The 25,625-nt window shown below is 51.1% G+C and carries 27 protein-coding genes; 14 read left to right on the top strand and 13 right to left on the bottom strand.

Annotation, left to right across the window (positions count from 1 at the left end):
* Positions 1-21: 21 nt before the first annotated feature.
* Complete coding sequence (yjgA, locus tag KHS78_RS05730; protein ID WP_211826007.1) at positions 22-561, bottom strand: ribosome biogenesis factor YjgA; 540 nt, start codon at positions 559-561, stop codon at positions 22-24.
* A 159-nt stretch (positions 562-720) separates the two neighbouring features.
* Here yjgA and pmbA point away from each other — a divergent pair, with 159 nt between their 5' ends.
* Positions 721-2,064, top strand: a complete 1,344-nt coding sequence (pmbA, locus tag KHS78_RS05725; protein WP_425513961.1) for a metalloprotease PmbA — start codon at positions 721-723, stop codon at positions 2,062-2,064.
* A gap of 57 nt (positions 2,065-2,121) precedes the next feature.
* On the opposite strand, the gene mgtE is transcribed toward pmbA, so the two are convergent.
* The 12 genes from mgtE to KHS78_RS05665 form a co-directional block, all read right to left on the bottom strand.
* Positions 2,122-3,480, bottom strand: coding sequence for a magnesium transporter (mgtE, locus tag KHS78_RS05720; protein ID WP_211826003.1), 1,359 nt, complete (start codon positions 3,478-3,480; stop codon positions 2,122-2,124).
* Between the two features lie 136 nt (positions 3,481-3,616).
* The gene (locus KHS78_RS05715; RefSeq protein ID WP_211826001.1) at positions 3,617-3,886 is read right to left on the bottom strand and encodes an HPr family phosphocarrier protein; all 270 of its coding nucleotides are present in this window, start codon (positions 3,884-3,886) and stop codon (positions 3,617-3,619) included.
* A complete protein-coding gene (gene rapZ, locus KHS78_RS05710) occupies positions 3,883-4,761 on the bottom strand; it encodes an RNase adapter RapZ (RefSeq protein ID WP_211825999.1) in 879 nt (292 codons plus the stop codon). Before rapZ ends, KHS78_RS05715 begins: the two co-directional genes overlap by 4 nt.
* A 156-nt stretch (positions 4,762-4,917) precedes the next feature.
* Positions 4,918-5,370 (bottom strand): PTS IIA-like nitrogen regulatory protein PtsN, encoded by a 453-nt coding sequence (gene ptsN, locus KHS78_RS05705; protein WP_211825997.1) that lies wholly within the window; start codon positions 5,368-5,370, stop codon positions 4,918-4,920.
* Positions 5,371-5,397: 27 nt separating this feature from the next.
* Positions 5,398-5,706 carry a ribosome hibernation-promoting factor, HPF/YfiA family gene (gene hpf, locus KHS78_RS05700; protein WP_211825996.1) on the bottom strand — a complete coding sequence of 103 codons (309 nt, stop codon included), beginning with the start codon at positions 5,704-5,706 and terminating at the stop codon, positions 5,398-5,400.
* Between the two features lie 175 nt (positions 5,707-5,881).
* Complete coding sequence (locus KHS78_RS05695; protein WP_211825993.1) at positions 5,882-7,381, bottom strand: RNA polymerase factor sigma-54; 1,500 nt, start codon at positions 7,379-7,381, stop codon at positions 5,882-5,884.
* Between the two features lie 158 nt (positions 7,382-7,539).
* On the bottom strand, positions 7,540-8,265 hold the full coding sequence (gene lptB, locus KHS78_RS05690) for an LPS export ABC transporter ATP-binding protein (RefSeq protein ID WP_211826090.1): 726 nt from the start codon (positions 8,263-8,265) through the stop codon (positions 7,540-7,542).
* 89 nt (positions 8,266-8,354) lie between these two features.
* A complete protein-coding gene (gene lptA / locus KHS78_RS05685) occupies positions 8,355-8,864 on the bottom strand; it encodes a lipopolysaccharide transport periplasmic protein LptA (protein WP_211825991.1) in 510 nt (169 codons plus the stop codon).
* The gene (lptC, locus tag KHS78_RS05680; RefSeq protein WP_211825990.1) at positions 8,851-9,420 is read right to left on the bottom strand and encodes an LPS export ABC transporter periplasmic protein LptC; all 570 of its coding nucleotides are present in this window, start codon (positions 9,418-9,420) and stop codon (positions 8,851-8,853) included. The genes lptA and lptC overlap by 14 nt, the downstream gene beginning before the upstream one ends.
* Positions 9,421-9,456: 36 nt before the next feature.
* Positions 9,457-9,981, bottom strand: coding sequence for a KdsC family phosphatase (locus KHS78_RS05675; RefSeq protein WP_211825988.1), 525 nt, complete (start codon positions 9,979-9,981; stop codon positions 9,457-9,459).
* On the bottom strand, positions 9,982-10,956 hold the full coding sequence (locus tag KHS78_RS05670) for a KpsF/GutQ family sugar-phosphate isomerase (RefSeq protein ID WP_211826089.1): 975 nt from the start codon (positions 10,954-10,956) through the stop codon (positions 9,982-9,984).
* A gap of 63 nt (positions 10,957-11,019) precedes the next feature.
* Positions 11,020-11,985 carry a calcium/sodium antiporter gene (locus KHS78_RS05665; protein WP_211825986.1) on the bottom strand — a complete coding sequence of 322 codons (966 nt, stop codon included), beginning with the start codon at positions 11,983-11,985 and terminating at the stop codon, positions 11,020-11,022.
* 399 nt (positions 11,986-12,384) lie between these two features.
* Here KHS78_RS05665 and KHS78_RS05660 point away from each other — a divergent pair, with 399 nt between their 5' ends.
* From KHS78_RS05660 to KHS78_RS05600, 13 genes are all read left to right on the top strand, one after another.
* Positions 12,385-13,194 (top strand): ATP-binding cassette domain-containing protein, encoded by an 810-nt coding sequence (locus KHS78_RS05660; RefSeq protein ID WP_211825984.1) that lies wholly within the window; start codon positions 12,385-12,387, stop codon positions 13,192-13,194.
* The gene (gene mlaE / locus KHS78_RS05655) at positions 13,194-13,985 is read left to right on the top strand and encodes a lipid asymmetry maintenance ABC transporter permease subunit MlaE (RefSeq protein ID WP_211825982.1); all 792 of its coding nucleotides are present in this window, start codon (positions 13,194-13,196) and stop codon (positions 13,983-13,985) included. Before KHS78_RS05660 ends, mlaE begins: the two co-directional genes overlap by 1 nt.
* Positions 13,986-13,994: 9 nt before the next feature.
* Entirely contained in the window at positions 13,995-14,474 is a 480-nt protein-coding gene (gene mlaD / locus KHS78_RS05650) for an outer membrane lipid asymmetry maintenance protein MlaD (protein WP_425513958.1), read from the top strand.
* A 50-nt stretch (positions 14,475-14,524) separates the two neighbouring features.
* The gene (locus KHS78_RS05645; RefSeq protein WP_211825977.1) at positions 14,525-15,193 is read left to right on the top strand and encodes an MlaC/ttg2D family ABC transporter substrate-binding protein; all 669 of its coding nucleotides are present in this window, start codon (positions 14,525-14,527) and stop codon (positions 15,191-15,193) included.
* Positions 15,193-15,492 carry an STAS domain-containing protein gene (locus KHS78_RS05640; protein ID WP_211825975.1) on the top strand — a complete coding sequence of 100 codons (300 nt, stop codon included), beginning with the start codon at positions 15,193-15,195 and terminating at the stop codon, positions 15,490-15,492. The genes KHS78_RS05645 and KHS78_RS05640 overlap by 1 nt, the downstream gene beginning before the upstream one ends.
* A gap of 109 nt (positions 15,493-15,601) precedes the next feature.
* A complete protein-coding gene (locus KHS78_RS05635; protein ID WP_211825973.1) occupies positions 15,602-15,841 on the top strand; it encodes a BolA family protein in 240 nt (79 codons plus the stop codon).
* Positions 15,842-15,990: 149 nt separating this feature from the next.
* Positions 15,991-17,250, top strand: a complete 1,260-nt coding sequence (gene murA / locus KHS78_RS05630; RefSeq protein WP_211825971.1) for a UDP-N-acetylglucosamine 1-carboxyvinyltransferase — start codon at positions 15,991-15,993, stop codon at positions 17,248-17,250.
* Positions 17,251-17,471: 221 nt separating this feature from the next.
* Positions 17,472-18,080 (top strand): papain-like cysteine protease family protein, encoded by a 609-nt coding sequence (locus tag KHS78_RS05625; RefSeq protein WP_211825969.1) that lies wholly within the window; start codon positions 17,472-17,474, stop codon positions 18,078-18,080.
* Between the two features lie 617 nt (positions 18,081-18,697).
* The gene (gene tssK, locus KHS78_RS05620; protein WP_211825968.1) at positions 18,698-20,011 is read left to right on the top strand and encodes a type VI secretion system baseplate subunit TssK; all 1,314 of its coding nucleotides are present in this window, start codon (positions 18,698-18,700) and stop codon (positions 20,009-20,011) included.
* An 11-nt stretch (positions 20,012-20,022) separates the two neighbouring features.
* Positions 20,023-20,847, top strand: a complete 825-nt coding sequence (locus KHS78_RS05615; protein ID WP_211825963.1) for a DotU family type IV/VI secretion system protein — start codon at positions 20,023-20,025, stop codon at positions 20,845-20,847.
* Between the two features lie 214 nt (positions 20,848-21,061).
* Complete coding sequence (locus tag KHS78_RS05610; RefSeq protein WP_211825962.1) at positions 21,062-24,145, top strand: ImcF-related family protein; 3,084 nt, start codon at positions 21,062-21,064, stop codon at positions 24,143-24,145.
* 46 nt (positions 24,146-24,191) lie between these two features.
* Positions 24,192-24,824 (top strand): GNAT family N-acetyltransferase, encoded by a 633-nt coding sequence (locus KHS78_RS05605; RefSeq protein ID WP_211825961.1) that lies wholly within the window; start codon positions 24,192-24,194, stop codon positions 24,822-24,824.
* A 47-nt stretch (positions 24,825-24,871) separates the two neighbouring features.
* Complete coding sequence (locus tag KHS78_RS05600) at positions 24,872-25,618, top strand: YopT-type cysteine protease domain-containing protein (protein ID WP_211825960.1); 747 nt, start codon at positions 24,872-24,874, stop codon at positions 25,616-25,618.
* The last annotated feature ends 7 nt before the right edge of the window (positions 25,619-25,625 follow it).

Here is a 25,625-nt window from a genome sequence, read left to right as displayed (position 1 = left end):
TTGAGGCTGCCTGACGCTTTATTACTCCGCCGGTTTCATGTCTTCACTGACTTCGCGCAGGTAGCGAAACAGTTTCCGATTCTGGGCCGGTGGCTTGTTTTCTTTCTGTTCCTTCAGGACATTCCGTACCAGCTGGCGAATATACTGGTTGTCAGCCTGGGGGTATTCGTCCATATACTCCGTTAATGCCGCATTACCTTCCGTCAGGAGCCGCTCGCGCCAGCGCTCCAGCTGGTGGAAGTGGCGGGCACTCTCTTCTGTCTGGCTGTCCAGCCGCTGCAGCAGTTCCTGGATCGGTTCTACGTCCTGGTCGCGCATCAACTTGCCAATGAAGTTCAGGTGCCGTTTCTTGGCGTTAAAGCTCTTGATACGGCGCCCTTCTTCCAGGGCTGCTTTCAGGCGCTCTGTCAGCACCAGTTTCTCCAGGTGCGCCGGCTTCAGCTCCTGGAGTCTGGCGCCTATATCCCTGAGTTCGTGCATTTCCTTTTTGATCTGGCTTTTGCTGACATACTCGATGTCGTCGAACTCGTCCTGTTCTCCAAAGTTGTCGGGGTGATTCATTGCTATTCCACACTCATACGATGGGGTGCATTGTAGCGTTTGTTGTCAGGAAAGTCCGGTCTGATCGGCCACAGTACGCTTTCCCCTTGGCCAAGCCTGACGGTACAATGAGGTTTATCGCAAACAACGCCATTGGGAGTTGGAATGACCAGCCATCAGCTGCAGCCCGCTATCGATCCAGCCGTTGAGCAAGAGCGTCTGAAGACGCTGGTGGAAGACATTGTTGCCGAGGCTAGCCGCCAGGGCGCTTCAGCCTGTGAGGTCGGCGCCAGCAGTGATGCCGGATTGTCCGCCTCGGTTCGCCTCGGTGAGGTGGAAACCGTGGAATTCAACCAGGACAAGGGTTTTGGCATTACGGTCTACTTCGGGCAGCGAAAAGGATCTGCCAGTACGACTGATTCCAGCCCGGATGCTATTCGCGCCACCGTTGAGGCTGCCTGTGATATTGCCCGTTACACCAGCGAGGATGACTGTGCCGGCCTGGCGGACAAAGCGCTGATGGCAACGGAGTTTCCTGATCTGGATCTCTATCACCCCTGGGGTATTGATACGGAAGAGGCGATCAATCTTGCCCGTGAATGTGAGGCTGCAGCGCGAGAGTCGAGCCCGTTGATCACGAATTCGGACGGTGCGACCGTGAATACCCACCAGGGTTGCCGTGTCTACGGGAACAGTCACGGTTTCATTGGTACGCAGGCGTCCAGTCGGCACAGTGTCAGTTGTGTGGTGATCGCCCAGAAAGGCGACGAGATGCAGCGTGACTACTGGTACACCGTCGCCCGCGACGGCAACCTGCTTGACCGGATGGTTGATGTTGGGCGCACGGCGGCAGAACGCACGATTCGTCGCCTGGGTGGCCAGAAACTGAAAACCTGCAAGGTGCCCGTTCTGTTCAGTGCCGAGCTGGCCGGAGGTGTGATCGGAAACCTGATGGCGGGTATCAGTGGGGGTAACCTCTACCGGCAATCCTCTTTCCTGCTGGATCATCTCGGTAAGAAGATATTTCCTGAGTGGGTGCACATCCATGAGAAACCCCTGTTAAAAGGTGGCATGGGTTCCGGCGCATTTGATGGCGATGGTCTGCAAACCTACGCCAAGGATTTCATTACGGATGGCGTATTGGCCAACTACCTGTTGAGTACTTACTCTGGCCGCAAGTTAGGGATGAAAAGTACCGCTAATGCGGGCGGCGCACGTAACCTGTTCATTGAAAGCAATGCGGGCGATCAGGCTGCACTCCTGAAACAGATGGGAACTGGCCTCTTATTGACCGAATTGATCGGTCATGGTGTGAATATCGTGACAGGTGATTATTCTCGCGGTGCAGCCGGGTTCTGGGTGGAAAATGGTGAGATCCAGTATCCGGTGTCAGAAGTTACCATTGCGGGTAATCTGAAAGACATGTTTATGCAATTGCAGGCGGTGGGTAATGATGTGGACCGTCGCGGCAATATCCAGACGGGTTCATTGCTGATTGATGGTATGACGGTTGCTGGCAATTAACGCGTCATAAGCCCATAAAAAAACACCGGTTATCCGGTGTTTTTTTATGGCTGGGAATCAGGAATAGAATAGTGTGGCTAGTCCCAGGAATGACATGAACCCGGTAACATCGGTGATAGTGGTCAATACCACGGTTCCGGCCAGCGCCGGGTCAATATTCACGGCCCGGAGTATCATCGGCAGGATAGCACCGACCACAACGCCGACGGTCAGGTTGATGACCATGGCCAGGGCGATCACGAAGGCGATCACCGGGTCGTCAAACCAGAGCATGGCAGCAGTGGCAACCACGCTGGCCCAGATCACGCCATTAGACAGGCCGACGATGAATTCCCGGGTGACCAGCCAGCGGGTGTTGGAGCGACCTATCTGACCCAGTGCAATGGCTCGAATAATCAGGGTCAGTGTCTGGCTGCCGGCAATGCCGCCCATGCTGGCGACAATGGGCATCAGGACCGCCAGGGCAACGACTTTGTCGATTGTATCCTGGAACAGGCCAATGACGCTGGCAGAAATAAAGGCCGTCATCAGGTTGATGCCCAGCCAGGTCGCGCGACGGCGGGCAGTCTTGAATGTCGGTGCGAAGGTGTCTTCGTCTTCGTCGAGACCAGCCCGGCTCATCACGGAGTGATCCGCTTCTTCCCGGATAACGTCAACGACGTCATCAACGGTGACACGCCCCAGCAAACGATTATGCTCGTCAATCACGGGGGCTGAGATGAGATCCTCGCGTTCGAAGAGCTGGGCAACCTGGCTGTCCTGCATATCAGCGGGAATGGCAATGAAATCCGTTTCCATGACCTCACTGATGGTCTTGTTGCCATCCTGTGTCAGCAGCCGGGTCGTGGGAAGGGTGCCTATTAAGGTGTCCTCCCGGCTGACAACCAGCAGTCCGTCGAAGGGTTCCGGCAGGGATTCGTGGCGACGCAGGTAACGAAGCGCCACATCAATGGTGATATCCGGCCTGACTGTGCTGGTGTCGGTATTCATCAGGCCGCCGGCGGTATCCTCAGGCCATGACAGGACAGCCTCAATTCGCTGGCGATCCTGCTGACTCATTGACGACAGCACCTGGTGGGTGATGGTCTGGGGCAGTTGCTGCAGCATGTCAGCAATGTCATCGATATCCTGTCCTTCCAGAATACCGATCAGTTCCGCCACATTCATGCGGTCAATAAAGAACTGTCTGACGTCATCACTCATTTCGTTGAGGACATCGCCTTCGTGTTCAACGTCAATGAGCTTCCATAGCAGGCTCCGCTGTCGGGGCGGCGCTGAGGCCAGCAGGTGGGCGGCATCGGCAGGCGAGAGGCTGTTGAGCATCTGTTTGACCTGCGTGGAAATGCCTTCCTCCAGGGCTTTATTGAGGATGTCCAGCTGGTTGTCTGAAAGCGCCAGGGAGTGTTGCTGTGTCATGCCTGTCCTTGACCGCGGAATATAGTAGACAGTGGTTATATGTTTGAAGAATAGTCAGTCGGTTGACTGTGGGGCAAGCGGAGAATGCGGTGGGGCACGATAAATGTCCAGCGCTTTTCGGGGGCGGGGCGGGAGATTATTCTCCCTCACCGAAAAAATCATCAATCAAGGCTTGCAAGGCGCGTAGTGCCTGGGCCTCATCCTTGCCATCGATCTCGACAGTCAGCTCGGTGCCTTGGCTGGCTGCCAGCATCATCACCGACATGATGCTTTTACCGTCCACCATTTTCTGATCACGCCCCACGTCAATGCGGCTGGCAAAGGCGGAGCTGGTTGTGACGAATTTTGCAGCAGCCCTTGCATGCAGGCCCAGTTTGTTTTTTATCGTAATGGTCTCACGGATCATATTGCCTGAATCTCTCTGTGCCGAATCTGGGTGTTATCGTGAGTCTGTCGAAAGCGTTGAGCGAGTGCTTCAGAGACAAAAACTGAGCGATGTTGACCGCCGGTACACCCAATGGCGATAGTCATATAGCTGCGATTCCCCGCTTCAAAATCTTTCAGCCAGCTTTCAATGAAGCTATAGATTGAATCGATCATTCGCTGTACTGAAGTGTGATTCTGCAGGAACTCTATAACCGGTTCATCCATGCCTGAGAAGTGGCGTAGTGACTCATCCCAGTACGGGTTTGGTAGGCAGCGGACATCAAAGACGTAGTCAGCGTCGGTAGGGATACCATGCTTGAAGCCAAAGGATTGCAGTTGCAGTGATAAACCATGCTCCTGTTTGCCCAGTACCCGCTGGCGGATGGTGCTGCGCAGGTCGTGCAGCGACAATGTACTGGTATCAATCCGCAAATCAGCTAACAGGGATATTGGTTCCAGTATGTCTGTTTCCCGCTTGATGGCTTCTTCCAGTGAATACTGTGTATTGCTCAGGGGGTGACGTCTGCGGGTTGAGCTATACCGCTTCAGCAGGGTGGTGTCGTCAGCATCGAGGAATATGATGTCACACTCAATACCTTGTTTTTCAGTGATTTCATGGTGAACCGATGCAAAATGACTGAGTGCGCCGGGAATGTTGCGGGCGTCAATGCTGAGGGCAATCTGTGGAGACTGTTCACTGGGGTTGTTGCGCAGGCTGTCAATCAGTCCAGGCAGCAGATCGGCCGGCAGGTTGTCCACGCAATAAAACCCCTGGTCTTCCAGGGCGTGAAGTGCTGCACTTTTACCAGAACCTGATCGACCGCTGATGACGATCAGCCGGGGGACGGTGGACATTGTTAATCATTCCGTATTTGTTGCTGCCGACAGCACTGCCGCCGCAGAGGGTAGCAGCACTGATCAGTTCAAGCATAGGTAAAAATGAAAACAAGAGAAAGAGGTCAAACGACAGTGGTTTGTTGTTTATGGGGATGAATGCCGTTTGGGAGGAAATTATTCCTCGCAAGTGATCAACTGGTACAGCATTTCACTGCTTTCGGCTTTTCGCAGGGACTCACAAATCGCCGGGTTGCTGAACTTTTCGGCCAGCTTTTTGAGGAGCTCCAGGTGTTCATTGATGCTGTTATCCGGCACGACCAGTGCAAAGATAAGATCGACCGGGTGGCGATCAATGGCGTCGAAGTCAATCGGTTCGGCCAGCTGCAGAAATACCGCGGCCGGTTTCTTACAGGATGCCAGCCTGCAGTGAGGTATCGCGACACCGTTGCCCAAACCGGTACTTCCCAGCTTTTCACGGGTGACAAGACAGTTGAACAGATCCTTGGCGTCGATGACGGGATCATGTTGTCCGATCAGGTTGGCGATATATTCAAGGGTGCGCTTTTTGCTGCCACCCTGCACGCCGCAGAGGGCGTGCTCGGGCAATAGAATCTTACGAATACTCATTGGAATACTGGGGGTTGCGAGGAGTGCTCAGTGCGAGCCGGCTCCCTGCATACGGTCGATATTTTTCTCTTTGTGCTTGAGAATCTGGCGATCAAGCTTGTCGGCCATAAGGTCAATGGCAGCATACATATCCTCATGCTCGGCGGACGCTGCGATATCCGCGCCGCGTATGTGGAGCGTCGCTTCTGCAAGCTGTCTGACTTTTTCTACGCTGAGCGTAACCTGAATATTGGTTATGCTATCGCAGTGTTCAGCGAGCTTGTTTAGTTTTTTGGTAACATACTCGCGGAGGGACTCGGTAACTTCGACATGATGTCCGCTGATGTTAACTTGCATGCGTTACTCTCCTGATCACAGGTTCGCTCACATCCGATTCGCACTCCGTCCGAACCGGGCTGACGGCTGTAGTGTACCATTGCACAGGGGCGATCGTCTTGGGTTTTTGCGACCTATTTACTGGAATCCGCGTATGCCCATACGTGCCGTTTCCGATCATTAGCCACAGCGTAGACTACACCAGCCGTTTTCGTTCATTGGATGGCGGAATCATGATGGATTCCCGGTACTTGGCAATGGTTCGCCGTGCCACCTGGATGCCCTGTTCCGCCAGCATTGTGGCAATCTTGTTGTCGCTCAGGGGTTTTCTCGGGTTCTCCTGGGAGACCAGCTTCTTGATCAGCGCCCGAATGGCGGTCGAGGAACACTCTCCCCCTGAGGCTGTGCTGACATGGCTGGAGAAAAAGTATTTGAGTTCAAAGATGCCCCGGGGTGTGTGCATATATTTCTGCGTGGTCACACGGGAGATGGTGGACTCATGCATCTCCACGCTTTCGGCAATATCGTGCAGCACCAGCGGTTTCATGGCTTCTTCGCCATAGTCAAAGAACCCGCGCTGGTAGTCGACAATCCGGGTGGCTACCTTGAGCAGGGTTTCACTGCGGCTCTGCAGGCTCTTGATAAACCAGCGGGCTTCCTGAAGCTGATTTTTCAGGTAGGTGTTGTCGCTGCTGCTGTCTGCCCGGCGGATCAGAGATGAGTAGCCGGTATTGATGCGCAGCCGTGGCGAGGCGTCAGGGTTCAGTTCAACCGACCATTCACCCTGTTTCTTGCTGACCAATACATCAGGTATGACATACTCAGCCTCACTGGTTTCAAGGCTGCTGCCGGGTTTGGGGTTCAGGGTCTGGATCAGCTCGATGGCGCTTTTCAGTTCGGGCTCTTTGAGCTTTGCCTTGCGCATGATGGTGGTGTAATCGCGGCTGCCCAGGCGATCCAGGTGCTGGTCAGCGACCTTTTGGGCGGCCGGAAGGGCAGGCTCATCCTGGTAGTCCGGGCTGTTCAGCTGAAGGAGAAGGCACTCGCGCAAATCCCTGCAGGCAACACCGACCGGGTCAAACTGCTGGATGCGATGCAGCATGACTTCGATTTCATCAAGTTCCAGCTCCAGGGCTGGCTCCATACCCTCAAGAATGTCTTCCAATGGGCAGGTTAAGTATCCGTCGTTGTTTATTGCGTCAATGATGGCGATGCCGATCAGGCGATCAGTGTCGCTCATGGGGGTCAGGTTAAGCTGCCATTCAAGGTGGTCCTGCAGGGAGTCGGGTGCGCTGCTGCGGCTGGTAAAGTCATCGTCGGACCGCTCGCCCTGTCCGCTGGAAGAAGACTGATAGATGTCATCCCAACCACTATCGACGGGGAGGTCAGAAGGAATCTGCTCACTCCATTCTTCCTGGGATTCGGCGTCTTCTGATGGTTTTTCTGTCTTTTCACCGGCGGAAAAGTCGGTCAGACCGGTTTCGTTGCCGGCATCGTCTTCCTGTGAATTGGATTCTTCCGAGGCATTGCTTTCTGGCGAACCTTCTTCCTGCTCAAGCAGCGGGTTGCTCTCAATAGCCTGCTGGATCTCTTGTTGCAGATCCAGTGTCGACAGCTGCAACAGCCGGATGGCCTGCTGCAGTTGCGGGGTCATGGTCAGTTGCTGGCCAATCTTGAGTTCCAGTGATGGCTTCATGACTCTACCGGTCCTGGTTGCACTACGTATTCACGGTTGTCGTTCTTGCTCATCCCTGAGAGCTTGCCAGGCGTCTGTTGACGCCTGAGGCTGATCAGTTTTCTGCGACGCTTATCGCTTACGCGACGGTATAGTACATGGCTGGATCGGATTTTGCATCAGATACGGAAGTGTTCACCGAGATATACGTCGCGAACCTTCTGGTTGGCCATGATGGTGTGGCTGTCGCCTTCGGCGATAATATGGCCTTCGCTGACAATATAGGCGTGCTCACAGATATCCAGCGTTTCGCGAACGTTATGGTCAGTGATCAGGACGCCGATGCCGCGGTTCTTGAGGTGTTGGATGATTTGCTTGATGTCATTGACCGAGATGGGGTCAACGCCGGCAAAGGGTTCATCCAGTAGAATGAAGGAAGGCTCCGTCGCCAGTGAACGGGCAATCTCAACCCGGCGTCGTTCACCACCAGACAGGCTCATGCCTGCGCTGTCGCGGATATGCTGAATATTGAACTCTTCCAGCAACTGTTCCTGCTTCTCAACACGCTGGGCTTTGGTCAGATCCTTGCGGGTTTCAAGGATGGCCATCAGGTTGTCAGCCACACTGAGTTTGCGGAAGATGGATGCTTCCTGGGGCAGGTAGCCGATTCCGGCACGGGCTCGGCCATGCATGGGAAGCGGGGTGATATCCTGATTATCGATCTGGACCAGGCCGCCATCGGCGTGCACCAGTCCGACAATCATATAGAAACAGGTCGTTTTGCCGGCGCCGTTGGGGCCGAGCAGTCCGACAATCTGCCCACTCTCAATACTGACAGAGACATCCCTGACGACCTGGCGGCCACCATACTGTTTTTTGAGGTTGCAGGCTTTAAGCTGAGACATGCTGTCGTTTAACCGCTGTACATCGGAAATGGTTGAACCCGTGATGGCCGCTTTATAGATAAGCGTGGTCATCACGGGGATGGATCATGTTACTGGCGGGGCTGGATCACCATTTCGACCCGCTTGCCCTGATTCGCGCTATCAGCCTTGGCGTTGACTATCTGGGCCTGCTTGTCGTACTCGATCATGTCGCCGGTAAAGGTGTCGCCTTTCTGTTCCAGGCGGGCTTGCTTGATCAGCTCGACCTTCTCATTATCCAGGTAATACTTGATGGTCTTGCCCCAGGCTTTAAGGAGACCTTTCTCGCTGCTCTGCTCTTCCTCAAAATAGGCCTGTTTCTTCTTGCCTTGAGAAACAATCTTCTGAATCTGACGATCTTTGGAGTAGATGGTCACAATATCCCCAGTCAGCTTGGTGGTGCCCTGGTTCATAATGACATTACCACGGTAGATGGAAATGCCATTTTTGTCGTCGATGTCGGCAGAATCTGAAGAAATATGGATCGGTTTTTCCCGATCACTGGGTAATGCCAGTGCAGATGTTGCACTGAACAGTGCCATGGCGGCAACAAATGTAAGTGTGAATTTAGCGTGATTCATGTACGCCCCTGACCCTGGACTTCAGCTGGATAAAATCCCGTTTATAAAACGCTTTCATGCCGTTGGCTTTCATCACCCCGCTGGGGCTGATGATGGTGACCGGCCGGTTGGTATCGGCAAAATCCTGACCAGAGTATATGGTCAGAAAGTCTGTGTCCATGCGCAGCTTCTGGGTGTCGCCTTCGACCTGGGTCATGACCACATTCTGTTTCAGCTCCACGGTTTCCCCGTCAGGCAGAATGCGGCCTGTGTCGGCAACAGTGTGCCAGGGAGTGGCGTTTTCGCTGTAACTCCAAAGGTCAGGGCTGGCCAGTAGTGTGATGTCATTGTGTGGAAAGTGACTGATGCTGTCTGCAGTCAGGTCGGATTTCAGCTGTCCATGCTCATTGAATTCGCGGATATGTGCATTGTAGGAAAAGAAATCCGGCACCTTGATCTCGGTGGTTGTCCCGGCAGGCTGGCGGGAGACCTTGAGGTCGGTTTCGTAGGCCCAGTAGCCCATGCCGACCGCAAGGACGACAATGGCGGCTATCAATAAAATCTGGCGTAATGGCATAAAATGTCCTTAACCCGCTCGGCGTATCCCTGAGTCTCAGAGATATGCCGCCTGTGCAGCTTCGAGGGTGCCCTGGGCCGTCATGATCAGTTCACAGAATTCCCGTGCAGCGCCGCGACCGCCTTTCAATTGAGTGACACCGTCAGCGTGCTGTTTGACGAAGTCATGCGCATTGGCAACCGCCATGCCCAGGCCGGCGCGGCGGATCGCAGCCAGGTCTGGTAGGTCGTCGCCCAGGTAGGCGACCTGCTCAAAGGTCAGCCCGAGTTCTTCGAGCATGCCGGTGAGGACGGTCAATTTGTCTTCCCGGCCCTGTACCAGGTGAGCAATGCCGAGGTCGCGAGCGCGCTTTTCAACCAGTGGTGAGTTGCGGCCAGTAATGATAGCAGTCTCGACACCGCTGTTTTGCAGCAGTTTGATGCCCAAGCCATCCAGTATGTTGAATGCCTTGATTTCCTTACCGTCAGACGTGAAATAGAGGCGTCCATCGGACAAAACACCGTCCACATCAAAAACGGCCAGTTTCACATTACGTGCTTTTTCGTGCAGTGCAGCATTCATTCAGACAACTCCAGCCTTAAGCAGGTCATGCATATTGATGGCGCCGATGGCGTGATTGTCTTCGTTTACACAGATCAGGGCGTTGATCTTGTATTCATCCATGATATGCAGGGCTTCAGCGGCCAGAATGTTGTCCCGGACGGTTTTGCAGTGACGGGTCATCACGTCATCGATCAGGCTGTTGCGCGGGTCGATGTTCTGGTCCAGTGTCCGGCGCAGGTCGCCATCGGTGAAGACACCCAGGACGTGTTGTTTGTCATCGCAGATGGCAGTGATGCCCAGTCCCTTACCGGTGATCTCCAGCAGTGCCTGGCCGAGGGGTGTGCCTTCCCTGACCATGGGGATGCGGTTGCCGGTATGCATGATGTCAGAGACTTTCAGTAGCAGGCGCCGTCCGAGACTGCCACCGGGGTGGGAGAAGGCAAAGTCTTCCGCAGTAAAGCCGCGTGCTTCCAGCAGGGAAATCGCCAGTGCATCGCCCATGACCAGTGTTACGGTCGTACTTGATGTGGGTGCAAGGTCCAGAGGGCAAGCCTCTTTTTCGACACTGACATTCAAGTGGACGTCAGAAGCGCGCGCCAGTGTGGAATCGTTGTTGCCTGTCATGCTGATCAGGGGAATGCCCAGTCGTTTCAACAGCGGAATCAGGGTAACCACTTCGCTGGTATTGCCGGAATTGGACAGGGCCAGCACCATATCATTGCTGGTGATCATGCCCATGTCGCCGTGGCTGGCTTCTGCCGGGTGTACAAAGAATGAGGGGGTTCCGGTGCTGGCCAGGGTGGCGGCAATCTTGCGGCCAATATGGCCTGACTTGCCCATGCCAACCACGATGACGCGGCCGGTACAGGCCAGTGTCAGCTGGCAGGCATCCGCAAAGTGGTTGTCGATACGATTATGCAGGGCATCAACGGCCTTGCGTTCAAGGTCTACAGTGCGTCGGCCTGACGCGATAAAAGCTTCCGGATTGGTCATTGCAGCTCGGTCAGATAGTGATTCAGTGGTCGCAGTGATGTCTGGGTGCGTGTCCATAAAGTATCAGCTTTGCAGGTATAGCAGCAGGGTATAGCCCAAATAGCTGGCTGCCAGTAGTACGCCGGCGCCCCGTCCTATTATCTGGCGTTTGCGACCGGCCAGCGCCAGGATCAATAGCAGCGCCGTGATGGCGGTCATGGCCGGAACGTCACGCTGGAATGCGGCCGGATCGATGGAGGCCGGTGCGACGATGCCGGGCACTGCCATAACGGCCAGCAGGTTAAAGATGTTGGAGCCTACAATATTTCCCAGCGCAATGTCATGGTGTTTTTTCAGGGCGCTGACCACGGAGGCGGCCAGTTCCGGCAGGCTGGTGCCGATGGCGACAATGGTCAGGCCGATGACCAGTTCACTGATGCCCAGTGACCTGGCTATTTCCGTCGCACCCCAGACCAGCAGGCGTGAGCTGGCCACCATCACCAGAAGTCCAATGATCAGAAGAACAGTGGCTTTTGCCTGGCTGATGTCCGGCAGTTCTTCTTCGGTTTCCTCACCAGCGCTGGTTTGTTGTTTGCTGCTGGGCTGGCTTTGCCAGCGGTAGATCAGGTACAGGGTGAAGATCAGGCCGCTGATCAGCAGAATACCGTCCAGCTGCCCCAATTGGTTGTCTATTAATAGCAGGCCGGCCAGCACGGTGATAATCATCAGCAGCGGAATTTCCCGGCGAACGATCTCGCTTTTTACCGGCAGTGGCGCAACGATAGCGGTAATGCCCAGTACCAGGCCTATATTGGCAATGTTGGAGCCGACGGCGTTTCCGACAGCGAGGTTGCCGTAGCCGGAAAGTGCGGCCATCAGGGAAACAAGAATTTCAGGGGCAGACGTGCCGATGGAGACAATCGTCAGTCCGATCAGCATGGGTGACATGCCGAAGTTTCGAGCGGTAGCGGCTGCGCCGTTGACAAATTTGTCGGCGCTCCACATCAGGGCGATAAATCCGGCAAGGATGGCGCCAGTAGCGAGAAGCATGGTGATTACGTAAACCTGTCTGCTTAAAGCGAGGATTGTATCTGTAAAGTGGCAGTCTGGCACTCTGAAGTGACGAAAAAACCGTAACCTTGCTACTTGTTCAGGTTCTGTTAAGGGTCTGTTGATTACAGTAGGCCGCTGGAAATATTCAGATAATCAGCATCGTTCACGGTGAGGCTTATGTCATAATGTGAACGGTGTTACACTTTTATCGGCAGGATAATGGTGTCAGTGTGCTATTGCCTTGGTAGCGCGTCGCTATTGCCTGTTGTGTAATCTTGTAGCCTTACTGGCTGAATCCCTGGTTGTATTGAATCACCGTGAGCGCCTGTATCGCCTGCGGTTGGGTATGGATTGTTTCGCGTTAACCGATTCCTGGATGGAAGGCGCTTTTACTCAATGAGTGCACTATCGGACAATTTTGTTGAAATCCGGGGGCTAACCTTTCTACGTGGCGAACGAGTGATCTTCGACAACGTGGATATGGATATTCCCCGGGGTAAGGTCACCGCTGTGATGGGGCCAAGTGGTACCGGTAAAACGACGCTGCTGCGTCTTATCGGTGCCCAGTTGAAGCCTGATGCCGGTACGATCCGGGTCGATGGCCATGATCTGTTTGCGCAGGATCGGGAGCACCTGTTCCAGCTGCGTCGTCGCATGGGGATGTTGTTCCAGAGCGGTGCGCTGTTCACAGATCTGAGCGTCTTTGAAAATGTCGCCTTTCCGCTTCGGGTGCATACCAACCTGCCAGACCGCATGATTCGGGATATTGTCCTGATGAAATTGCAGGCAGTCGGTTTGCGTGGCGCGTCCCAGCTGATGCCCAGCGAACTCTCCGGTGGCATGGCGCGTCGTGTGGCGCTGGCCCGTGCCATTTCGCTGGATCCCGGCATGATGATGTACGACGAACCTTTCGTCGGGCAGGATCCTATTGCCATGGGGGTACTGGTCAAGTTGGTCAGGATGCTCAATGATTCCCTGAATATGACGACAATCGTCGTGTCTCATGATCTGACGGAAACCGCCAGTATTGCAGATTTTCTCTATCTGTTTGCCGATGGCCATGTGATTGGCAAGGGCACACCGGAAGAAATGATGAATTCGAATGACCCGGATATCCGGCAGTTTATGAATGGCCTGCCGGATGGTCCGGTACCGTTCCATTATTCTGGTGAGGATTACCTCACAGAATTGCTGGAGGAGGGGTAATGACAGGGCTTGTCGATAATCTGGTAAGACTCGGGCGTATAGGCCTTGAGCGCATCCAGGCGATTGGCCGCGCCGGGATGATCCTGTTTCATGCCATCCTGGGGCGCTCCCACCACGGTTCCATGTTCCCGTTGCTGATCAAACAGCTGTATTCAGTGGGTGTGCTGTCACTGGTCATTATCATCGTATCCGGCTTTTTCATCGGTATGGTGCTGGGGCTGCAGGGGTACAACATCCTGGTCCGTTATGGTTCAGAGCAGGCGGTCGGTCAGCTGGTGGCGCTGAGCCTGGTGCGTGAGCTGGGGCCGGTGGTGACTGGACTGCTGTTTGCTGGCCGGGCGGGTTCCGCACTGACGGCGGAAATCGGACTGATGAAAGCCACGGAACAGTTGTCGAGCATGGAGATGATCGGTGTTGATCCGCTTAAGCGGATCATCGCGCCGCGATTCTGGGCCGGTTTTATCAGCATGCCGCTGCTGGCCGCCATCTTTTCCATGGTGGGCATCCTGGGGGGCGCCATGGTGGGGGTTGACTGGCTCGGTATTGATGCAGGCTCATTCTGGGCCAACATGCACCAAGCCGTTGATTTTCGCAATGATGTGATTGACGGAATGATAAAAAGTCTGGTGTTTGGTGTGGTTGTGACCTGGATTGCCGTATTCCAGGGCTATGACACTGTGCCGACATCAGAAGGTATCAGTCGGGCAACGACCCGCACGGTGGTCTACGCCTCCCTGGCTGTTCTGGGGCTTGACTTTATATTGACTGCCGTAATGTTTGGAGACCTGTAAGCGATGCGAATGCGAACGATAGAAATTGGTGTCGGCGCCTTTATTCTGGCGGGCGTGTTTGCGCTTGTCCTGCTGGCGCTGAAAGTCAGCGGCCTGTCACTGAGTGGTAACTCACAGACGTATGAGCTGTATGCGGAATTCGATAATGTCGGTTCCCTTACGCATCGGGCCAAGGTGGCCATGGCCGGGGTGACGATTGGCCGAGTGGTGGGTATCGAGCTGAACAAGAAAACTTATATGGCGCGGGTTACTATGGCGATCGACAGTGATGTCGACAATATTCCCATTGATAGTACGGCGGCTATCGAGACGGCAGGTCTTTTGGGTGAGAAGTATGTAGGGATCAGTATTGGCGGTGCGGCAGAGTTCCTGCGGCCGGGTGAGCTGTTTGATGATACCCAGTCCGCAATTGTACTCGAGGACCTGATCGGTAAATTCATGCTGGGTGCTGTCGGCAAGGACGACACGGCCAGTGATGATGCGTTTTGACCCAACGGCGATAGACTTTAATTAACGTGTGATCTCGGCGGTTGCCAACCATGAAAATGACACAGAAACTGACTCGTATGCTGGCACTGCTGGCGGTTGTTGCACAGGTTTCCCTGCCCGTCGCGGCGGCTGAACAGAAGCCGGAAACCGTGGCCAGCGAGGCCACCAACCGGGTGCTGACGGTGTTGCGTGAAAACCGAACGGTTTTCGAAAAAGAACCGCAGAAATACTACGTGGCCGTTGAAGAGGTGCTGGATCCGGTCATTGCCTTTGACCAGGTGGCCCGTGGTGTGATGGGTAAGTATGCGCACCGGGCGACACCTGAACAGCTGCAGGCGTTTACCCAGACGTTTCGGGACAGCCTGATTGAGTTTTATGGTAAGGCGGTCATGACGCTGGATCCTTCCCGTCTGAAATTGTCTCGGGTTGATCCTGTGGCTGAAGAGCAGTTGACTGATTACCGTAACCGGAAGATTCGTTCGATTCCGGTCAATCTGAAAGTCAGCTCTGACAACCAGGAATACAGCTTGTCTTATTCTATGATACAGGATGGCGGCCAGTGGAAAGCGCGGAATATCATCGTTGAAGGGATCAACATCGGCGTGCAGTTCCGCAACCAGTTCACTTCTGCCATGCAGCAGTACAAGGATGTGGGCAAGGTGATTGCTAACTGGTCGGCCATCATGAAGAACCAGGCGGAGGCAGCCCAGGGGTCCTGATGAATACAGTTGAGGTGACGGCACCGGGTAAGATGGCATTGAAGGGCGCTGTTGATGTCGACACGGCGGCTGAGCTGGAGGTCGCCAGTATGGCGCTGATTGATTGTCAGGTTGCGCCAGGGTGGGAAGTTGACTTGTCTGCTGTGACCCGTGCGGATAGTGCAGCACTGGCGTTGCTGCTCTCCCTGATGCGGGATGCGGCGAATAAACAGGTCAGCCTGACGTTTACCGGGTTACCGGATGAATTAATGGCCCTGGCAGGGGTCTGCGGCGTGGATAGTTTGTTGCCAATGGCCTGAAATTCCAGAAAAACTGAAAAAAACGTGTAAGAAACGGGCGGAACACTGGTGTTCCGCCCGTTTCTTTTATTATTATTGCTCGTTTTGTATCCGGGTTGGGATGAGCGCTATGCAAGCTGTTGAAATCAAGACGCTACTGGAAGAACGACTGGATGACGCCGAGGTCATCGTTTCTGGTGAGGGCTGTGATTTCCAATTGACCGTGATTTCTGATCAGTTTAGCGGCGCCTTGCCTGTAAAACGCCAGCAAATGGTGTATGCCCACCTGAATGACCTGATTGCTGACGGCACGATTCACGCGGTGACTATGCGTACCTTCACCCGTGACGAATGGGCTGCCCAGCAGTAACTCTTTTGCCGGTCAGTCCCTGAGTGGTGCCGCGTTGTTGTGGGTCAGTCAGGGCTGATAATGGTTCCGTATTACCTGTGTTATTTCCAGGAGGGTGAACGCGATGTTGCTTCCCGGAAATAATGCTTATCCTCTCAACAGGGGTTTCAATGGATAAGCTGATAATTACTGGCGGTGTGCAACTCAATGGCGAGATCCGGATCTCCGGCGCCAAGAATTCCGCCCTGCCGATCCTGGCTGCCACGCTGCTGGCCGACGAGCCGGTGACAGTCTGTAACCTGCCGCACCTCAATGACATCACGACCATGATCGAGCTGTTTGGCTGCATGGGGGTTGATCTGCTCATTGATGAGAAGATGAATGTCGAAGTGCATGCCAGCACCATCAAGCATCTCAGCGCACCCTATGAACTGGTCAAGACCATGCGTGCGTCCATTCTCGTGCTGGGGCCGCTGCTGAGTCGCTTTGGTGAAGCTGAAGTGGCGCTGCCGGGTGGGTGTGCCATTGGCAGCCGGCCGGTTGACCTGCATATCCGTGGTCTCGAGGCCATGGGGGCAGAGGTCAAGGTTGAGGAAGGGTATATCCGCGCCAAGGCCAAGCGTTTGAAAGGTGCCCGTATTTTCATGGACACCGTCACGGTGACAGGCACCGAAAACCTGCTGATGGCCGCCGTGCTTGCAGAAGGTGAAACCCTGATTGAAAACGCAGCCCGTGAACCGGAAGTGGTTGATCTGGCCGAGTGCCTGTTGCGTATGGGGGCCAAAATTGAAGGCCACGGCACTGATACCATCCGTATTCAGGGTGTTGATCGCTTGCACGGTTGTGTTTATTCCGTGTTGCCGGACCGGATTGAAACCAGTACCTACCTGATCGCTGCGGCGGCTACCGGTGGGCGCATCAAGGTCAAGGATACGGAGCCCAAGATTCTGGATTCCGTCCTGACAAAGTTGCAGGAAGCCGGCGCCAATGTGCAATGGGGGGATGATTGGATTTCCCTGGACATGGAAGGCCGTCGTCCGAAAGCGATCAATCTGAAAACCGCCCCTTACCCTGCATTGCCCACCGATGTTCAGGCCCAGTTCACGGCGTTGAACGCTGTTGCGGAAGGCACCGGTTCCATTACAGAAACCGTGTTTGAGAACCGCTTCATGCATGTTCAGGAAATGAAGCGCATGGGTGCGACGATCGACGTGGAAGGCAATACTGCCATTGTGACAGGGGTTTCAGAGTTAAAGGGAGCTCCGGTAATGGCAACCGATCTTCGTGCTTCTGCCAGTCTTGTGATTGCGGGGCTGGTCGCGGATGGCGATACCATGGTTGACCGTATTTACCACATTGACCGTGGTTATGAATGTATTGAAGAAAAACTTCAGCAGCTGGGCGCGAAGATAAAACGTATCCCGGGTTAATCAAACGTCGCTATACTATCCAGACGCCTTTATTAGTAAGGTGTCTGGGATTAAGTCGAATGTCTATTTATTGGTTGAGGAGATGCAAAAAATTAAAACGAAAATTGTAAAAAAGGATTGCAATACGAAGAATTATATTTGCATGGATAATGACTATGAGCCAATAAGCGGCATGAAATTTTAGCGTGTAAATACTGCCTTCATGAATGGAGGAAATGTTTATGTCTTTAGCTTTTAATTATCAGGTTCCCTATATTCAACAGCAAAGACAGATGAGTTGTTGGCTAACAGCTATGCAAATGGTTGATCACTGGCTATTTATACAAGAAATGGGTAAAGCATCCATAGATCCTGATTGGCTGAATGTTTCGGTTCGAACTTGCGAAGATTTCCAGAGGCGAGGGCGCGCTGCGAAATCCATGCGGATGCAGCTTCTCAATAGTGCTCCTTTATCTGAACCTGATGCAAATAATTACCCTAATCGTGGGGTAACTAGGCAGGAAATGATTGATATTGGTATAGCTGCAGGGTTGCAAATGATTGATTGGGAGAATACGGAGCAAACACTGAATGCCTTATATGATCTTCTGAAGCGTTATGGCCCGCTTTTGTCTGCAGGGCTTTTCATGAATGGACAACCTCATGCAATCGTTATCACCGGTGTGCTGGAATCCAGTTTGCCCTATCCTGATTACGATCTTGAAGTGGCAGATGAATGGGTGATATATAGTGATCCTATCCGTGGGCCGGGATCAAGGATTAGTATGGTTGATTTTACATGTTGTTATAATTTGTTAGGTGAGTCGGGTGTATTGATGGGGAAAGTGTAGTTTGTTGGATAAGTAATGTTGTGGTAATTGAATATAGATATTATTTTTTGAAATAGTGTCGATCTGATTTTATCTGGTAGACGGTTTTTATTTGCTCTATATGTGTTTGCAAGTTCTGTAAATTTTTTATTTGCTAAGTAGTAGATATAGATTGATGCAATCAGTTGTTAATGGATGGAGGACGAATGTTAGTATTTGGATAGGTTATCCTGCTACTACTTTTATATTGATTTTCTAAGAAGGTGTTTGTATGTGATGTCAATAAATTAACAATTATCCTGAGTGATCGAGTGCATGTATTTATCTGTCCTTAATGTATGCTGATATTGTCGTGTTTTTATAATTAGCTTGGCAGAGTTATTTTCTTGTTTATCTATAATTTTTATTCAATAGAGTTGTTTCTTTTGCGCTTTTTGGCTGATGATACTAACCATTAAGATGGTAATTGTAGCCGCATGATCTAGATGACTAATCTTGGGTATGACTGTTTGTTACAGTTACATCAATTGATCCAAATTGAACAGCAGGATTTTCATGGTCATCTCTGATTTTGTAACCTATATTGATTTTCAAAGTTATTTCCTTTCCATACGTTTTGTAAACGCAGGCTCACAAATGTGAATCACGCAGCAGTCGCATGGCTTGAGGGGGCGCATGTTGCTCCTCAGCATTTTCAGCAACAGGAGCGTTATTTTGCTGATCTCGCAATGCAGTACTTTCGTACGCTGGGAGGTGATGATTTTGGCTTCATCGAACTTCAACTGGCCAGGGAGTTAATGCCCGCAGGTAAAGTGGGGCTGAGATTCGCAAAAGGCGTCTTTCCTGATGCAACGCCGTTTCATATCTCCCGTGAAATGGTGATTGATATCCCCGATGGAAGTACGGATCTTATCGTCTATTTGACGATTCCGTTACGAAGTTTCGGAGATCAGGAGGTCGGTAGCAAAGAGGAGATCAATTTTCGTTACCTGCTGTCCAGTGATGAAATCACTGACAATACGAACAAGGACAATCCGGCAGTCAATATCTCACTAGCGGAATATAACTTTCAGCTTCAGCTGGGTGGAAGGGATTTAAGTAACTATTCGACCCTGGCACTGGCAAAGGTCAAGGAGCTGGACAGTGGCGGCGGGGTGGTATTGGATCCCTCGTTTATTCCGCCCGTGCTGTGTGCCAAGGCCAGTACTGTTTTGAGCAGCCGCTTGAAAGAGTTCTATGCTCAGCTGAGTCACCGTGCCAAGCTCATTGAAAATCGTATCCACAGCGGTAAAAGCTATAAAAGTCTGCAGGCGCTTTACCATGACCAACTCTGGCAAATTCTCCTCAGACAATGGGAAGCCCGTCTCGGGAGTCTCAGGATGCATCGGCGTATTGATACGGCACAGCTTTACGATGAACTGATCACGTTGTGTGGTGCGCTGAGTACAATCAGCCAGCGTCCTTTTCCTGAACCTAAGGGGTTGACGTTCAACTGCCTTGAGCAGGCTTTTACGCCATTGTTTGGTTGTCTGGAGGAATTTATCCAGGCAGCCAGTTATGAATATGTGTGGGAATTACTGCCAAAAGAAGCGAAGCCGGCCGACCGACGCTGGGAGTATGCGTTGACCGGTGATATTGATGACAAAAGCCGTTTCATTATGGCAATCCCAGAAAAAAGGGTTCGAGAAAATCCCGGTGACATCCTTAACCTGATTACCCTGGGGCCTAAAAATCGGATCGATCAACTGGTTTCGACAGCGATCAAGGGCATTACGCTTTCCCGGTTATCGATTCCGCCGTTTGAACTCAATCTTCCAGATCATTGCTTCTATGAAATTGATACCGCGTCAGACCTGATCAAGGAGGCTATTAACAACAGTATGCCTCTGGTCATTCATGCGTTTCAGCAACTGGGTAGCTTCAATATACGTTTGTTCATTGTACGGCGCTGAAGGGTATTCATATGCCTGATATCAAAGCACACGGGAATCCTGAACTGGGCCATACGGCAACGGATAAGGAACACCGTCAGGATGTGCCGTTGATTCTGGACTGGGTAGACCTGAAAGATCCGCTGGTTAACCGGTTATACCCATTTCTCGCTGTTCTCAGTCACATCAATCGTCTCGGTGATCAGGACGCTGTTCCTGACAGTCTTTTTGGGCAGCTAATCGAAACAGCGATAAAGTTGCAGAAGTCTTACCCTGATGATGTGACGTCGATAGGCTGTATGTGGGTCTCTGCTGCCATTGATGAAAAAATTATGATGAGTCGCTGGGGGGCGGCCTGGAGACAGGAAACACTCTGCAGTCGATTGTTCTTTCGGGGCGATGCCGGCGTACACTGTTTTGAGTTGCTGGAGCAGTGGCTGCAGCACCCAACGCCCAATCCTTCGTTGTTACTGATTGCCTACCTCTGTATGAAGATGGGATTCAGGGGGCAATTCAGGCACGGTGGCAAGGAACGTATCAGTGAACTCTATTCGCAACTCAAAAAGCAATTGGGCCGAAATCGCTATTTACGCGAGCAACCGTTTGTTTTTATCGATATCAATGACCGGAGTACCCGGTTTAAAACCCGCTGGCACATAAAAAAATGGCCGATGACCATTGTGGCCTGCGCCTGTGTTGTCACCATGGTTATTGGTGCAAGTTTATGGTCTGTTTCGATGCAATACCGTTTGCGTGCAGAAATACAGGATGAGACACAGCGTATTAACCAGCTGTTTGATGATTATAAGGCGGTAAGCCCCACGGACATTCGTCATGCTCTTTTCCCTAAGAAATAAAGTGCTTGTCTTTATCATACTGGCGTTTCTGATACTCGGAATCATCGCTACGGCATTAGGCATGGCTGTGATGATGTCGGGGTATTCCGTTTATGGAGCATGGATAACCGGTGCCGGTGTCATTGTTTTCCTGGTGGCCTTTCTCTGTCTGTTGTTCCTGGTTATCACCCGGTACCGACAACTGTCAGAACCGGCAAAGCTGGTCTCAGAATACATGAGCCAGTTGATGGCCTATCAGGCCAGTATTCGTGAAAAAACGACTTTCTTTCCATGGTTCTACGTGATTCATGCAGAGCCTAAAGAATCGAATGCGATGATGGCGGCGCTGCGTTTTCGATTGCTACCCCCTGATAATGACCAGGTACTCAACTGGATTGAGATATGGACAGAAGGTCGTACAGTCTTCATATGCCCGTCCAATAAATTACTGTCCCTGGACAAGAGGGATCCGTTATTGAGTGAGCTGCTGGGCAGGATTCACCATTATCGAAAAAGCAGGACGTTCAGTGGTGTTCTGATTGATACATCGCCATCGGTGTTACAGGAGAATGCGGTTTTTGGTAAAGAGCTACCGCAGCATATTATTCGATTGTGCGAGCGGATTGGTCAGTCACTCCCCATACTTTTCATGACAGCGGGCATTGATACGATCTTTTCCAAGACGGTCCTGAATCGTAATTTCAGTCGTGAGGAACGGTCTAAGGCGTGGGGGGCGTGGCGTGATGAATTACAGAAGCCTGCCAGTGAATGGTTTACAGAAAGCTGGCAATCACAAATGCAGCAGCTCTTTTGTAAGCAGATTCATGCCATCAGCAATGATTATGATGATGCCCTGTGTAATGACAGCATTGCGCTGGTTTTTGAGTTCATACAACTGGGTGCCTGGCTTGGAAAACTTGTTAAATATTTTGACCATGCGTTTGAGAAACAGCGGCCGCAACTGCGGGGTTACCTGCTCGTTGCATCCGGAGAGACAGATACGGTAACCAGCCTTCTGGCGAAGTGGTGCCACCAGTATTTTGGGTTGTCTACAGCGTTAGCGCATCCATGTGCGGCAGACACTGCTTTTGCCAGTGGTTTGTTCCACCAGGTGTTTTTGCCCATGTCCCAATATGCCGGGGCTAATCGTACGGCACAGTTTTTTCATCGCATGTGGGGAGGTGCCTTTGTGGCAGGTGCGTTCCTGTTGGTAGGCGGAGTGGCTTGGTGGTGTTATCTCAATCTTGATCGATTAGAACAGTTGAACACGGAAACCAGTCGCGTCGTGGATACGTATGTCACGGAGAGGATCAGGGCGCGTGGCAGTAGCGAGGAGACGCTTGAATCTACCCTCGAACAGCTGCAAATATTGCAGACATTGAATAAAACGTATGAACAGCTGCCGATGCGGTTTCTCATTGCGCATTGGGCTGTCAGGAGTTCTTCCAATACATTTCATCACTTCTATGACGAGCAGTTGAAAAACCGGTTATACCCATACCTCGTCAAGAGTGCTGCACAAGTGTTGGAGGCGCAGCTTGTAAACGCTGAAATCCAATCTGTTTTTGATCGACTTCGCTTGTATCAGATGTTGTATGATCCTGGTCTACTCCATAAAAGAGAATTGATTCAGGGGCTCTTGCCGGTAGTCAGTGAAGAATACGGCTTATCCGTTATCAATGAATACCGACTTTCAGATCAGGTCGGTGATCTGCTTTCTCTGTCAGACTATGCGGTACAGTTACCGGATGTCTCCCTGCTGAATCAGGCGAGGGACAGTCTTTCCGGATTGAGTGATAGTCAATTGGCTTACCGTCGGTTGAAATCAGATCCGGAATTAATGCGCCCAGTGCCATTGGCGAAGTTGTTAGGCAGTAATTTTAGTAAAGTTTTCCAGTTGGGGGGCGCGAAACAAAAGGACTGCCCAAGTGAAATTCCAGTACTCTTCACGCTGGAATCCTGGCATGAAAACCTGATGTCCCCTGATTCCAGGCTATTTAAGAAGATTTACAGTGATATTGATAATATCAAGGGGATTGAGACCCGGGCGGCCTCTGACTATATGGTTGGATCGGGTGGAGAACTCCATCACAGGTATGTGCTTGAGTATATTTCGCAGTGGAATCACATCATGAGCTGCATCCATGTAAAACCCTTGCGTAATTTTTCGACTATTCGCGAAGCGTCATCCAATCTGGCGCAGTGGGAATTTTCGTCCCTGGCAGGGATACTTGAGATGCTTGACCGGAATACGCGATTGTTGGCAGAGCCCTTGCCTACCGCTGATGCGTCGAAGACCAGTGTTGATATGACGCTGGATATGTCTGGGCGGCAAGAGGTGGTAAAAGCGTTTGAACCTTATCATCGTCTGATCCAGGGGGATTCAGTTATTGAATTCTCGGGAAGATGTCAGGGCATCATTAATGATTTGTATCAGAAAATAATGCAGATCGAGCAGTGCGACGATAAGCAGAAATGTGCGTATAACCAATTAGTGGATATTGTAGAGTCCCGACACCCTTTAAATGCGCTTGTGAGTTTTGCTGATCCGCAGCCTGAGCAAATTAAACGATGGCTGGTGGAGCTCAGTCATGAACTGGTGAGGTACTACGTTGAAACTGGCGGTCAGTATCTACAGAGGCAATGGGATGAAAGTGTTGTTTTACCCTATACCCGTTATTTGAAAAATCACTACCCATTGGTTCGATCGTCATCCAAAGACGCTAACTTTAAACAGTTTTCAGCATTTTTTCAGACGGGCGGACAACTGGATGGGTTTGTTAAAACCTATCTGGCGCCTTTTATTGATGATCAGACGCTCAAAGTCTTGATACCCGGAAAGGTATTGCCCGTTAGGCGACAACTTCTTGAAACGATCCGGGTAGGGAAACAGATCAACCAAAGCTTTTTCTTAAGTGACGGCTCGTCCCTGGATACGTTTCAGGTCAGGATTATATCCATGTCACCAACCGCGACACATTTCGCTGTGCAGGATAAGAATAATTTGATCCGTTACGATCATGGCCCGAATATCTGGCAAGATATTGTTTTTTCAAACGAGGGAGGTTTTGTTGAGGCAACATTCTTTTCTCAGGAAGCGCCATTGTCTCATGCCAGTTTTACAGGGGATTGGAGCTGGTTTAGATTTTTCAGTGAGAATTTCCGTTATTCGGATAGGGGGGCATCGATAGGGAGTACCTATTTCTCTCTAGGAGATCAGACGATTTCTTTTGAAATCATGGATAGGAATAGTAGAAAGCGACTGCCTTTTGATCCGACACTGATGACGCAGTTTAATTTTATAGAGCGTATATTTTAAGTGGTGACAATTTTATGAATTGTTTTTTGTATCGGTGTCAAAATCAATGAAAATCTCAAGTCATCTTTATTGCAAAATAAAATCCAGTGGCTGTCAGCTGGAGCATTGTCCTTATGATGGACAGTTTGTGGCTAGAATTACGTATACATTGGCGATGCTGGACTGTCCCTTTGTTGATGCAATTAATCTTGTTCTAAGTCAAATTTATGATATGCAAAAATGTTTTAACGCTCTACCAAGTGATGATAAGAGTGGAATTCTTCTCATGACATCATTGGAAAATAGAAAGTTGGAAGGGATGGTGTATTTTGGGGCTCACATAGAGAATAAAAAAAACCAATTCTATCCTACGCCGACAGGACCCGGAAGCATACTAGAAGTGAAGCTTTTAGCTGTTGATCCGCAAGCGAAAGGTAAAGGGCTTGGGACTAAATTATTAGCCTGTGTTGTTGATGTAGCAAGGATTAATAATATCCATAGTGTGATTCTGAATAGTGCCGGCGAATCAAAGAGTTTTTATGAGAGGAATAATTTAATGATGATGGGGGATAGTGATTTTTATTATCCAGGAAGAACGTTGTTTGTTGATAGACCGTATTCTCGATTATTAGAACTTATAGGGGTAGGTGGTGATTTTATTGATGTACCTGTGTTTGGGAGTGGAAGTGCGTATATTTAATGTTTTATTACGGCTAGTCAATGCTTAAGTGAAGTGAGGCGTTCCCAATGAGCTATAAGAGGTTTGCATCAATCATTAATGGATACGGTGGTAGTGTATCTTGTCAATTCTGCCAAAATGATTATTTGGCAGAATTTTCTGGAATCAGAGCCAAAAGATTAAGCTCACTTAGGTCGACAGTCGTTAATAGTAATTTTACAGGCATGGATGGTATGTGTCTGGGGTTTTCATTATTTATGATAGAGAAACACTTTAATTTCCCATCTTTTGTGTCGGCACTTTCTACAGGAGAGGGGAAAGGGAAGGTGAGGGGGTATATGTTCGTGCAGCATCTTACATCTATAACAACGACAGGAAAAGCTACTGATGACGAGTCGATCTATGCGAATCTTGATGGGGAGGATATGAGTCTGGCCAAAAATATTGCCGAAGCGGCTGCAATGGCGCTTGCCAATAAGTTTGATAAAACGGGTGAGCAGAGTTCTAGCAAGTGGGGGGTTTATGGGTCTGCGCTTTTTATTCGTGATAAACCGAATCATTATTTTCACGTTGGCATATACGGTCATGATGGTGGTCATGCTATAGCATTGGTTCATACAGAAAATCGCTATGGTATATTTGATCCTAATTATGGTCTTGGAATGCTTCCTAAAGAGGGGAGAGGTAGTACAAGGAATTTTTGTAGATGTATGGATGATTATATAAAAACATTATACTACGGAGGTCTTTCAGGTTCGCATCATATTACATCATACAAATCAAAGTTACGGCCAATAACAACTATGCGGTTTTGATCAATAT

It is taken from the genome of Kistimonas asteriae, assembly GCF_018263925.1.
Classification (GTDB): Bacteria; Pseudomonadota; Gammaproteobacteria; order Pseudomonadales; family Endozoicomonadaceae; genus Kistimonas; species Kistimonas asteriae.
The sequence above is the reverse complement of the archived record's forward strand: the minus strand, read 5'-3'. Positions and strand labels throughout refer to the sequence as shown.